The organism is Haemophilus sp. Marseille-P9675 (assembly GCF_916862695.1).
Lineage (GTDB): Bacteria > Pseudomonadota > Gammaproteobacteria > Enterobacterales > Pasteurellaceae > Haemophilus > Haemophilus haemolyticus_K.
Genome location: NZ_CAKASP010000006.1, coordinates 43,073 through 55,850, shown reverse-complemented (window position 1 = coordinate 55,850; position 12,778 = coordinate 43,073). Strand labels below are relative to the sequence as shown.

Annotated in this window: 12 protein-coding genes; all 12 read left to right on the top strand. The window is 36.7% G+C overall.

Annotated features, from left to right (window positions below; all coding sequences use genetic code 11):
- The first annotated feature begins 134 nt into the window (after window positions 1-134).
- The 12 genes from plsB to LIX50_RS08225 all read left to right on the top strand — a co-directional run bounded on the left by plsB (window position 135) and on the right by LIX50_RS08225 (window position 12,714).
- A complete protein-coding gene (gene plsB / locus LIX50_RS08280; protein WP_048953379.1) occupies window positions 135-2,561 on the top strand; it encodes a glycerol-3-phosphate 1-O-acyltransferase PlsB in 2,427 nt (808 codons plus the stop codon).
- 312 nt (window positions 2,562-2,873) lie between these two features.
- Entirely contained in the window at window positions 2,874-4,940 is a 2,067-nt protein-coding gene (locus tag LIX50_RS08275) for a YadA-like family protein (protein WP_226385934.1), read from the top strand.
- Between the two features lie 179 nt (window positions 4,941-5,119).
- Window positions 5,120-5,731, top strand: a complete 612-nt coding sequence (gene rsmG, locus LIX50_RS08270) for a 16S rRNA (guanine(527)-N(7))-methyltransferase RsmG (RefSeq protein WP_048953128.1) — start codon at window positions 5,120-5,122, stop codon at window positions 5,729-5,731.
- Between the two features lie 125 nt (window positions 5,732-5,856).
- The gene (locus LIX50_RS08265; RefSeq protein ID WP_048953129.1) at window positions 5,857-6,231 is read left to right on the top strand and encodes an ATP synthase subunit I; all 375 of its coding nucleotides are present in this window, start codon (window positions 5,857-5,859) and stop codon (window positions 6,229-6,231) included.
- 36 nt (window positions 6,232-6,267) lie between these two features.
- Window positions 6,268-7,065 (top strand): F0F1 ATP synthase subunit A, encoded by a 798-nt coding sequence (gene atpB, locus LIX50_RS08260; protein WP_046943039.1) that lies wholly within the window; start codon window positions 6,268-6,270, stop codon window positions 7,063-7,065.
- 48 nt (window positions 7,066-7,113) lie between these two features.
- Entirely contained in the window at window positions 7,114-7,368 is a 255-nt protein-coding gene (gene atpE, locus LIX50_RS08255; RefSeq protein WP_005632219.1) for a F0F1 ATP synthase subunit C, read from the top strand.
- Window positions 7,369-7,406: 38 nt separating this feature from the next.
- A complete protein-coding gene (atpF, locus tag LIX50_RS08250; RefSeq protein ID WP_046949257.1) occupies window positions 7,407-7,877 on the top strand; it encodes a F0F1 ATP synthase subunit B in 471 nt (156 codons plus the stop codon).
- Between the two features lie 12 nt (window positions 7,878-7,889).
- Complete coding sequence (gene atpH / locus LIX50_RS08245) at window positions 7,890-8,423, top strand: F0F1 ATP synthase subunit delta (RefSeq protein WP_048953130.1); 534 nt, start codon at window positions 7,890-7,892, stop codon at window positions 8,421-8,423.
- Window positions 8,424-8,435: 12 nt separating this feature from the next.
- The gene (atpA, locus tag LIX50_RS08240) at window positions 8,436-9,977 is read left to right on the top strand and encodes a F0F1 ATP synthase subunit alpha (RefSeq protein ID WP_005629241.1); all 1,542 of its coding nucleotides are present in this window, start codon (window positions 8,436-8,438) and stop codon (window positions 9,975-9,977) included.
- Between the two features lie 15 nt (window positions 9,978-9,992).
- Window positions 9,993-10,865, top strand: coding sequence for a F0F1 ATP synthase subunit gamma (gene atpG, locus LIX50_RS08235; protein ID WP_048953131.1), 873 nt, complete (start codon window positions 9,993-9,995; stop codon window positions 10,863-10,865).
- Window positions 10,866-10,881: 16 nt separating this feature from the next.
- The gene (gene atpD, locus LIX50_RS08230) at window positions 10,882-12,255 is read left to right on the top strand and encodes a F0F1 ATP synthase subunit beta (protein WP_048953132.1); all 1,374 of its coding nucleotides are present in this window, start codon (window positions 10,882-10,884) and stop codon (window positions 12,253-12,255) included.
- A gap of 30 nt (window positions 12,256-12,285) precedes the next feature.
- On the top strand, window positions 12,286-12,714 hold the full coding sequence (locus LIX50_RS08225) for a F0F1 ATP synthase subunit epsilon (protein ID WP_048953133.1): 429 nt from the start codon (window positions 12,286-12,288) through the stop codon (window positions 12,712-12,714).
- The last annotated feature ends 64 nt before the right edge of the window (window positions 12,715-12,778 follow it).

The following is a 12,778-nucleotide window of genomic DNA, read 5'->3' as shown; positions in this document are numbered from 1 at the left end:
ACAGATTGAGTGAAGTTGCAATAGTTATTTTTTAAATCTGTGTATTAGGTCACATTCTGCTACTAAATTTTTTAAAGCGGTTGAGATCGGATGTGTTAAAATATTTCAAATTTACAACAAAGAGAAAATTTATCATGGCAAATTTTGTAAATATGTATCGTCAATTATTGAGCTTGCCTCTGTCAGTATTAGTGAAAAATAATCCAATTCCAGCCAATCCGATAGAAGAGCTTTCCCTCAATATTCACCAACCTGTTGTTTATGTTTTGCCTTATACCTCTCAAACCGATTTCGTTATTTTCCGTCGAAATTGTTTGGCACTAGGTTTGCCTGATCCTGATGAGAAAAATGAAATTGATGGTGTGAAGTTGCCTCGTTATGTGTATTTAGATGAGGGACGACGCATTTTTAAATCGAAAGGTGCGAAAGATGAAACCACCACGATTTTCAATAAATACCTCGAATTACACCGCACTTCTGAGAGTTTAGATGTGCAACTTATTCCGGTTTCTGTCCTTTGGGGGCGTTCTCCTGGGCATGAAGATAAATCAGGTTTACCTAACTTGCGTTTGTTAAATGGCATGCAAAAAACTTTTGCTGCTATTTGGTTTGGACGTGATACTTTTGTGCGTTTTTCTCAAGCCGTTTCATTACGTTATATGGTGAATGAGCATGGCTCTGATGAAAAAATTGCGCAAAAGCTGGCTCGAGTTGCAAAAATGCATTTTGCCAAACAGCGTATTTCTGCTACGGGTCCGCGTTTACCGAATCGCCAAGCTATGTTTAATAAATTATTGCAATCAGAAGCGATTCAACGTGTGATTGAAGATGAAGCAAAATCGAAAAATATCAGTATTGAAAAAGCGCAAAAAGAAGCACATAAGATTTTGGATGAAATTGCTGCTGATGTAAGTCATTCAAGTTTGCGAGCCGCTGATCGTTTTTTACGTTGGCTTTGGAATAAACTTTATTCTGGTATTGATGTGCAAAATGCAGATCGCGTACGTAAATTAGCACTCGAAGGTCATGAGATTGTTTATGTGCCTTGCCACCGTAGTCATATCGACTATTTATTGCTTTCTTATGTGCTTTATCATCAAGGACTTGTTCCACCGCATATTGCAGCAGGAATTAATTTAAACTTCTGGCCTGTGGGTAGAATGTTCCGCAGTTGGGGGGCATTTTTTATTCGCCGCACTTTTAAAGGAAACAGATTATATTCCGCCATTTTCCGCGAATATCTATCAGAGTTATTCCACCGTGGTTATTCGGTAGAATATTTTATTGAGGGTGGTCGTTCGCGTACTGGTCGTTTACTTGCGCCAAAAACAGGCATGATGTCGATGACACTTCAAGCGTTGCAACATAATCAAACTCGTCCAATTTCTGTTGTTCCAGTGTATGTTGGATATGAACATGTATTGGAAGTGGATACTTACGCAAAAGAATTGCGTGGTGCGGCGAAAGAAAAAGAAAATGCAGGTTTGGTTCTTCGAGTAATTAAAAAATTACGCAATCTCGGTCAAGGTTTTGTGAATTTTGGTGAGCCAATTACACTTTCAAACTATTTGAGTCAACATTTCCCTGATTGGAAAGAGCAAAACCACGAAGAAAAACCACAATGGTTTGCTCCAGCTGTTGATTCTGTATCAAAACAAGTGATGGTGAACATTAATAAAGCTGCCGCAGTGAATGCAATGAATTTAGTTGGGACGGCATTACTGTCTTCTCGTCAGCGTGCACTTTCTCGTGAGCAACTTTTAGAACAACTGGCGAGTTACCAACAATTACTACAAAACGTGCCTTATTCTGCAGATGTTGTATTGCCAACGGCTACACCTGAAATGATGTTAAATCATGTATTGACGCTTGATCGTGTTGGCGTGTTAGTCGAAAAAGATAACTTTGGGGAAATTGTGCGTTTGGAACGCGCATCAGCTGTGTTGATGACTTACTACCGCAATAACATACAACACTTATTTGTATTACCATCTTTAGTTGCAAGCATCATTTTGCATTATGAGGCGATTCAAAAAGATTTATTAGTCGAAGCTGTCGGCAAGATTTATCCGTTCTTAAAAGGCGAGTTATTCTTGCACTTTAGTGAAGAAGAGTTAAAAACTCAAATTCACCAAATTATTGATGAATTTGCGCGCCAACAGGTGATTAACTCTAATGATAATTTCTTATCTATCAATAAATCGAAAGTACGTATTTTACAACTTTGGTCTGCAGGAATGCGTGAAATCTTGCAACGTTATTACATCACAGTGACAATTTTGCAAAAACAACCAGATATTTCACGTGCAGAACTTGAAAAAGAAAGTCAACTTGTCGCACAACGATTATCTGTACTTCACGGTATTAATGCCCCAGAGTTTTTTGATAAAGCTGTCTTTTCCATGTTCATTGCGAATTTGAAAGAGCAAGGTTATTTTGATGATAACGGCCAAGGTAACCTTGAAAAATTAGAGGCATTATCCTCTATTCTTGCACATTTAATTTCAACCGAAATTTGCCTCACTGTAAAAGGCACGGTGGCTAAAGTTGAAGATAACTAAATATTATCATGTTACAAAGTGCGGTGAATATTCACCGCACTTTTTATTATCAACCCGATAAATAAATATGTGATAGAGATCACATTTTTCATGTTTTTCAATTGTATTTTATTTTACGTGGGTGTATAACTCTGCTGGTGATGAGGGGGAGGTTTCGTCGTATCGTTGAGCCATCAGTAGTCGTCTTTATTTAGCACTTCCTTAAACCTCCTTTTCTATATTCTCAATAATGAATCAATATGTTTTTACATATTATTTGTTGTTATTTCTACAAATTTATTCTAAATAATTTAATGAAAAAGGACTGTTTTTATGAAATATGAACTTTTAAAACGCACTGCAATAGCATTATTTGTGGGTAGTGTTATTTCTACTTATTCTGTAGCTGAGGGTGGCAAAATATCTGGAAAAACCTCATTTGACGATATTGCAAATGCTATTAATAAAAATGATGAAAATATTAGTAAAATTAAAACAGATGTTTCAGCTTTAGCTAAAAGCTTACAAGGTGATAGTGAAAATCCTGGTTTGTTAGGTGCCTTAGAAGAAGCTAACAAAGGGATTAATGAAAATAAAGAAGCGTTAGCTTTAAAAGCAAATAAAGAAGATGTTAATAAAATTAAAAAGGATGTTTCAGATTTAGCTAAAAGCTTACAAGGTGATAGTGAAAATCCTGGTTTGTTAGGTGCCTTAGAAGAAGCCAATAAAGGGATTAATGAAAATAAAGAAGCGTTAGCTTTAAAAGCAAATAAAGAAGATGTTAATAAAATTAAAAAGGATGTTTCAGATTTAGCTAAAAGCTTACAAGGTGATAGTGAAAATCCTGGTTTGTTAGGTGCCTTAGAAGAAGCCAACAAAGGGATTAATGAAAATAAGGAAGCTTTAGCTAAAAAAGCAGATAAAGCAGATGTTGAAGCTTTACAATCAGATATGGAAAAAGCCGCTACCGCGGTAGATACGTTAAGTGAAAATGTAAAAGAGTTAAATAGTGCTCAAGATACTATTAATGAAGATTTTAACAATCAATTATTAGCCGCTAATGCGACTCTAGATGAGCACAAAGCAGACATTGATGCCAATAAAGCTGCATTAGAAACTAAAGCAGATAAAGCAGATGTTGAAGCTTTACAATCAGATATGGAAAAAGCCGCTACCGCGGTAGATACGTTAAGTGAAAATGTAAAAGAGTTAAATAGTGCTCAAGATACTATTAATGAAGATTTTAACAATCAATTATTAGCCGCTAATGCGACTCTAGATGAGCACAAAGCAGACATTGATGCCAATAAAGCTGCATTAGAAACTAAAGCAGATAAAGCAGATGTTGAAGCTTTACAATCAGATATGGAAAAAGCCGCTACCGCGGTAGATACGTTAAGTGAAAATGTAAAAGAGTTAAATAGTGCTCAAGATACTATTAATGAAGATTTTAACAATCAATTATTAGCCGCTAATGCGACTCTAGATGAGCACAAAGCTGAAATTGAAAAGATTAAAAATCTTAAAGGTTACGACTCTTTAACTGAAGTAGAAAACATTGTTAGCAATAAAGCAGATAAAGCAGATGTTGAAGCTTTACAATCAGATATGGAAAAAGCTGCTACCGCGGTAGATACGTTAAGTGAAAATGTAAAAGAGTTAAATAGTGCTCAAGATACTATTAATGAAGATTTTAACAATCAATTATTAGCCGCTAATGCGACTCTAGATGAGCATAAAGCTGGCATTGATGCAAATAAAGCAGAGATTGCTAAAAAAGCAAATCAAACAGATGTAAATGCAAATAAAGCAGAAATTGCTAAAAAAGCAAATCAAACAGATGTAGATGCAAATAAAGCAGAAATTGCTAAAAAAGCAAATCAAACAGATGTAAATGCAAATAAAGCAGAAATTGCTAAAAAAGCAAATCAAACTGATGTGAATGCAAATAAAGCAGAGATTGCTAAGAAAGCAGATAAAGCTGAGTTAGCAAATAAAGCTGACAAGGATAACGTTTACTCAAAATCTGAAACCGATGGAAAATTTGCATTAAAAGCGGATAATTCAGTTGTTACTACTCAGGCTGGACTTATTGAGAACTTACGTACCGATGTTAATGCTCATACAAAACGTCTTGATCATTTAGATAATAGAGTAAATAAACTTGATAAAGATCTTAAACGTGGTCTTGCTGCTCAAGCTGCTTTAACAGGTTTATTCCAACCATATACTGTGGGTAAAGCAAACTTTACAGCAGCTGTAGGTGGTTATAAATCTCAAACTGCAGTAGCGATTGGTACTGGTTATCGTTATAACCAAAACATTGCGACTAAAGCAGGGGTTGCATTTACTCAAGGTGGCGGTGTAACTTATAACGCTGGTGTAAACTTTGAATGGTAAATAAATATTACCTATAAGGGCAGACATTGTGTCTGTCCTTTTTTCTTTATTAAACAATAATATTGGCGTTAATAGAGTGGTTAGAAATAAATTAAGACGGAATCTTATTATAAGTAAAAAAACACTAAAGATTTTTACCGCACTTTAAAATAGCGCAATTTTCTAAAGAGATAATAAATATGAAAGCCAAATTAGCTAGTTTACTTACGCAAGCAAATATAAAAATAAGTGATCAACAAATTCAGCAGCTGATTGATCTGGTCAATTTACTCAATAAATGGAATAAAGCTTATAATTTGACGTCAGTTCGTGATCCACAAGAAATGTTAGTCAAACATATCTTAGATAGTCTTGTTGTAAGCCCTTATTTACAAGGCGATCGTTTCATCGATGTCGGCACAGGCCCCGGCTTGCCAGGTTTACCTTTAGCAATTATTAATCCTTCCAAAAAATTTGTTCTCCTTGATAGTTTAGGCAAACGTATTAGTTTTATTCGAAATGCAGTACGTGAGCTTGGGCTCACTAATGTAACTCCTGTTTTGAGTCGAGTAGAAGAATATCAACCTGAAGATAAATTTGATGGCGTATTAAGTCGCGCTTTTGCTTCGTTAAAAGATATGACTGACTGGTGCCATCATTTACCCAAAGAAAACGGTCATTTTTATGCATTAAAAGGTACTTATCAGGAAGATGAAATTAATGAATTGAATGAAAAATACACTATTCAAGAAGTGATTGAATTACATGTTCCAGAACTTATAGGTGAACGACATTTAATCGTTTTGCGTTAAAAAGTAACAAATAGATAAATTATTTTCTAAAAGTGTGATTTATATAACACTTTTTATGTGTTTTTAAGTTGAATCTAAATCCAGCAAAGGTATAATCGGCGAGCTAAAATTATTTTGTAAAAGTGATGTCGCGCATTTTATCTCACGCTAAAAAAAACTACAGAAAAGCTATTGTTATTGAGAGTCTTTTGCTTGTAGTTTTTTATTTGCTTATTTATGGATGGCAACGCCAAAGTGCGGTAGATTTTGGCTACGGTTTTTTAAGTGCCTTTTTGCCTTTTTGTACATTCATATTTATCATTTTTTACAGAAAACAAAATTTTTCAACAAAACTGACCGCACTTTATCGTGCTGAAGCAATAAAGTTTATTTTAACGATGGTTTTTATCATTATTGCCATCAAATGGTTATTAGTTATCAATTTTATTGCGTTTTTTGTTGGTTTTTTATTGGCGTTAGTGCTGAATAATGTTATTCCACTTATTCTCAATAAAATTTAACTTTGGGTTATTCTTCTTCAGAACAAAGGATCGATTATGTCTGGACAAACTTCAATTGAATATATCCAACACCATTTAACTTATCTTACAACAGGTGAAGGTTTTTGGACGTTTAATCTTGATACGTTTTTCTTCTCTGTGTTGTGCGGTTTCCTTTTCTTAGCTATTTTTCGCAAGGTGGCTAAAAAAGCAACAACAGGTGTGCCGAGTAAACTACAATGTGCTGTTGAAATGGCTGTAGAATGGATTGATGGTGTGGTAAAAGAAAATTATCACGGTAAACGAGATGTGATAGCGCCGTTGGCTTTAACTATTTTCGTATGGGTGATGATTATGAATACTATTGATTTGGTACCTGTGGATTATATTCCCCAGTTGTTTGCTATTATTACAGGCGATCATCATATTCCTGTACGAGCCGTGCCGACTACGGATATGAATATGACATTTGCAATGTCGATTTCAGTATTTGTATTAATCCTTTTTTATACGATTAAATCTAAGGGTATTAAAGGTCTCGCAAAAGAATACACTTTACACCCTTTTAATCATTGGGCATTTATCCCTGTTAATCTTCTTCTTGAATCCGTGACGTTGATCTCAAAGCCTGTTTCATTAGCACTTCGTTTATTCGGAAATATGTATGCTGGTGAGCTGATCTTTATTTTGATTGCCGTGATGTATTCAGCCAATGCGTTTGTGGCTGCACTGGGTGTGCCATTGCAGTTGGTGTGGGCGATTTTCCATATTTTGGTTATCGCATTACAAGCCTTCGTCTTTATGATGCTTACTGTGGTTTACCTGAGTATTGCATATAATAAAGCGGAACATTAATTTTTATTTTTTATTTAACAACTCAACTCTCAACAACGGAGAAAATTTATGGAAACTGTAATTAGTGCAACAATCATTGCTTCTGCGATTATGCTTGCTTTTGCTGCGTTAGGTACTGCGATTGGCTTTGGTCTTCTTGGCGGTAAATACCTTGAGTCTGCCGCTCGTCAGCCTGAATTAGCTAATTCACTACTTACTAAGATGTTTATTGTTGCAGGTCTTCTTGATGCGATTGCGATGATCGCTGTAGGTATCGGTTTATATTTCGCATTCGCAAATCCATTTGCTGCATTATTAGGTTAATAAACAACAAATTTCCTAATTAACGAAGGAGGTATGTTGTGAATATTAATGCAACATTAATTGGTCAAACCATCGCCTTTATTATTTTTGTATGGTTCTGTGTGAAGTTTGTTTGGCCACCAATTATTAATGCGATTGAAACACGTCAAAGCCAAATTGCGAACGCTTTAGCGTCAGCTGAAGCAGCTAAAAAAGAGCAAGCAGATACGAAAAATCTTGTTGAACAAGAACTTTCAGCTGCAAAAGTACAAGCTCAAGAAATTTTAGATGCTGCGAATAAACGTCGCAATGAAGTATTAGACGAAGTGAAGGCAGAAGCCGAAGAACTAAAAGCAAAAATTATTGCTCAAGGTTATGCAGAAGTAGAAGCAGAACGTAAACGAGTTCAAGAAGAATTACGTCTTAAAGTGGCTTCATTGGCAGTGGCTGGTGCTGAGAAAATTGTGGGTCGTTCTATTGATGAAGCGGCAAACAATGACATTATTGATAAATTAGTTGCAGAGTTATAAGAGGCTTAGCTTATGTCAGAATTAACTACAATAGCTCGCCCTTATGCAAAAGCTGCATTCGACTTTGCCATTGAACAAAGTGCGGTCGAAAAATGGACTGAAATGTTAGGTTTTACTGCAGCCGTAGCTGAAGATGAAACGGTAAAAGCTTACTTAAGTAGTTCTCTTTCTGCACAGAAATTAGCTGATACAGTAATTTCTATTTGTGGCGAACAATTGGATCAATATGGGCAAAATCTTATTCGGTTAATGGCTGAAAATAAGCGTTTGAGTGCTATTCCTGCGGTGTTTGAAGAATTTAAACATCACGTAGAAGAGCACCAAGCTATTGCAGAAGTTGAAATAACGTCTGCGCAACCATTGAATGCAACACAAATCGAAAAAATTGCAGCTGCAATGGAAAAAAGATTAGCTCGCAAAGTGAAATTAAATTGCAACGTGGATAACGCACTTATTGCTGGTGTTATTATTCGTACTGAAGACTTTGTGATTGACGGAAGTAGCCGTGGGCAACTTACTCGTCTCGCAAACGAGTTGCAATTATAAGAGGAATACAAGATGCAACTAAATTCAACTGAAATTAGTGAATTGATTAAAAAACGCATCGCTCAATTCGACGTGGTCAGTGAAGCGCGTAATACAGGGACAATTGTTTCTGTAAGCGATGGTATTATTCGCATCCACGGTTTAAGCGATGTGATGCAAGGTGAAATGATCGCCTTACCAGGTAATCGTTATGCGATGGCACTTAACCTTGAACGCGATTCTGTTGGTGCTGTAGTTATGGGACCTTACGCAGATTTAGCGGAAGGTATGGAAGTTCAATGTACAGGTCGTATTCTTGAAGTACCAGTTGGTCGTGGTTTATTAGGTCGTGTAGTTAATACGCTTGGTCAACCAATCGATGGTAAAGGTGAAATTGAAAATGATGGTTTTTCACCAGTAGAAGTGATTGCGCCAGGTGTTATCGATCGTCGTTCTGTTGATCAACCAGTTCAAACCGGTTATAAAGCTGTTGACTCAATGGTACCAATCGGCCGTGGTCAACGTGAATTAATCATCGGTGACCGCCAAACGGGTAAAACTGCGTTAGCAATTGACGCTATTATTAACCAACGTAATTCAGGTATTAAATGTATCTATGTTGCGATTGGTCAAAAAGCCTCTACTATTGCAAACGTCGTGCGTAAATTAGAAGAACATGGTGCGCTTGCAAATACTATCGTGGTAGCAGCATCCGCATCTGAATCAGCTGCGTTACAATATTTAGCACCTTATGCTGGTTGTGCGATGGGTGAATATTTCCGTGATCGTGGTGAAGATGCGTTAATTGTTTATGATGATTTATCAAAACAAGCCGTAGCTTATCGTCAAATATCATTATTATTACGTCGTCCACCAGGTCGTGAAGCCTATCCAGGTGATGTGTTCTATTTACATTCTCGTTTACTAGAACGTGCTTCTCGTGTAAACGAAGATTACGTAGAAAAATTCACTAAAGGTGAAGTGAAAGGAAAAACAGGTTCTTTAACCGCACTTCCTATTATTGAAACCCAAGCTGGTGACGTATCTGCGTTTGTTCCAACCAACGTAATTTCTATTACTGATGGTCAGATTTTCTTAGAATCTAACTTGTTTAACTCAGGTATTCGTCCTGCGGTAAACCCTGGTATTTCGGTATCTCGTGTGGGTGGTTCAGCGCAAACTAAAGTTATTAAGAAATTAGCGGGTGGTATTCGTACCGCGCTAGCTCAATATCGTGAATTAGCAGCGTTTGCACAATTTGCATCAGATCTTGATGATGCGACTCGTAAGCAACTTTCTCACGGTGAAAAAGTAACTGAATTATTAAAACAAAAACAATTTGCTCCATTATCTGTTGCAGAACAAGCGGTTGTATTGTTTGCTGTTGAATTTGGTTATTTGGATGACGTGGAATTATCAAAAATTGCAAGTTTTGAGACCGCACTTTTAGATTATTCTAACCGTAATCACGCTGAGTTTATGCAAGAGCTTACTAAAACCGGTAACTATAATGACGAAATCAAAGATACATTAAAAGGTATTTTAGATAGTTTTAAAGCGAATAGTGCTTGGTAGTAACGGAGAGATAAGATGGCAGGTGCAAAAGAGATAAAAACCAAAATTGCCAGTGTACAAAGTACACAAAAAATTACTAAGGCAATGGAAATGGTGGCGACCTCGAAAATGCGTAAAACGCAGGATCGTATGGCTGCATCTCGTCCGTATTCTGAAACTATCCGTAACGTTATTAGTCATGTGTCTAAAGCAAGTGTCGGTTATAAACATCCGTTCTTAGTTGAGCGTGAAGTGAAGAAAATCGGTATCTTGGTTATTTCAACAGATCGTGGTATGTGTGGTGGATTAAATGTTAATTTATTCAAAACCACACTTAACCAAATCAAAAATTGGAAAGAACAAAATATCTCTACAGATTTGGGCCTGATAGGTTCAAAAGGGATTAGTTTTTTCCGTTCCTTTGGATTTATTAATATCAAAGGTCAACTTTCTGGTTTAGGCGATACACCCGCTCTAGAAGAATTAATTGGTGTCGCAAATACAATGTTTGATGCTTATCGTAATGGTGAAATTGATGCAGTTTATATTGCATACAATAAATTTGTTAATACGATGTCTCAAAAACCTGTTGTACAACAATTAGTTCCTTTACCAGAATCTAAAGACGATCATTTAAATGAAAGACAACAGACTTGGGATTATCTTTATGAACCAGAACCAAAAGTACTATTAGATAGTCTTTTAGTTCGTTATTTAGAATCCCAAATTTATCAAGCGGTTGTAGATAATTTAGCTTCAGAACAAGCGGCTCGAATGGTAGCAATGAAAGCAGCAACTGATAATGCAGGTAATTTAATTAATGATCTGCGGTTGGTGTATAACAAAGCTCGTCAAGCAAGTATCACAAATGAATTGAATGAAATCGTAGCCGGTGCGGCAGCGATTTAAGAAAAGAGGAACGGTAATGTCAGCAGGAAAAATTGTACAAATCATCGGTGCGGTGATTGACGTTGAATTTCCACAAGATGCAGTGCCAAAAGTTTACGATGCATTAAAAGTTGAATCAGGTTTAACACTTGAGGTGCAACAACAATTAGGTGGCGGTGTGGTACGTTGTATCGCATTAGGTGCTTCTGATGGTTTAAAACGTGGTTTAAAAGTAGAAAACACGAATGAGCCGATTCAAGTACCGGTAGGCACAAAAACCCTTGGTCGTATTATGAATGTATTGGGTGAACCAATTGACGAACAAGGTCCAATCGGTGAAGAAGAGCGTTGGGCTATCCACCGTTCTGCGCCAAGCTATGAAGAACAATCAAACAGTACGGAATTATTAGAAACTGGTATCAAAGTTATCGACTTAATTTGTCCATTTGCTAAAGGTGGTAAAGTTGGTCTATTCGGTGGTGCGGGTGTAGGTAAAACCGTTAACATGATGGAATTAATCCGTAACATCGCGATCGAGCACTCTGGTTACTCTGTATTTGCGGGTGTAGGTGAACGTACTCGTGAAGGTAATGACTTCTATCATGAAATGAAAGATTCTAACGTATTAGATAAAGTATCTTTGGTTTATGGTCAGATGAATGAGCCACCAGGTAACCGTTTACGTGTTGCGTTAACTGGTTTAACCATGGCAGAAAAATTCCGTGATGAAGGTCGTGATGTATTATTCTTCGTGGATAATATCTATCGTTATACCCTTGCTGGTACGGAAGTATCTGCGTTATTAGGTCGTATGCCATCAGCGGTAGGTTATCAACCAACCTTAGCTGAAGAAATGGGTGTATTACAAGAACGTATTACTTCAACTAAAACAGGTTCTATTACCTCTGTACAAGCGGTATACGTACCTGCGGATGACTTAACTGACCCATCTCCAGCAACAACTTTCGCACACTTAGACTCAACCGTTGTATTAAGTCGTCAAATTGCGTCTTTAGGTATCTACCCAGCTGTTGATCCATTAGATTCAACTTCACGTCAGTTAGACCCACTTGTTGTTGGTCAAGAACATTATGATATTGCTCGTGGTGTACAAGGTATTTTACAACGTTATAAAGAATTGAAAGATATTATCGCAATTCTTGGTATGGACGAATTATCTGAAGAAGATAAATTAGTGGTGGCACGTGCACGTAAAATTGAACGTTTCTTATCACAGCCGTTCTTCGTTGCTGAAGTATTTAACGGTACTCCGGGTAAATATGTTCCATTAAAAGAAACCATTCGCGGCTTTAAAGGTATTTTAAGCGGTGATTACGACCATATCCCAGAACAAGCGTTCTATATGGTAGGTTCAATCGACGAAGCGCTAGAAAAAGCCAAAAATATGTAATCACTTCAAGTCATTTGAAGGAGAACAAAAATGGCGACATTTAATTTAACAATAGTAAGCGCAGAGCGAAAAATCTTTGAAGGTGAAGTGAAACAGATCCAAGCAACAGGTGTTGAGGGAGAATTAGGAATTCTCCCTGGACACACACCATTGCTAACGGCAATTAAACCAGGGATTGTTAAATTTACCCTTCAAGATGGAAATGAAGAAGTTATCTATGTTTCCGGTGGTTTTTTAGAGGTTCAACCAAATATTGTTACGGTACTAGCAGATGTTGCTATCCGTGGTAGTGAATTAGATGCTGAGCGTATTCGCGAAGCAAAACGTAAAGCTGAAGAGAACATTGTATCTCATGCATCAGATGTAGATCATGATTTACTGGTTGCGAAACTTTCTAAAGAGTTAGCAAAACTTCGAGCTTATGAATTGACTGAAAAACTCTTGAAAACAAGACGGTAATAAAAAAGTGCGGTGAATTTTCACCGCACTTTTTATATCTAATAATATATCCTTTAAACATACC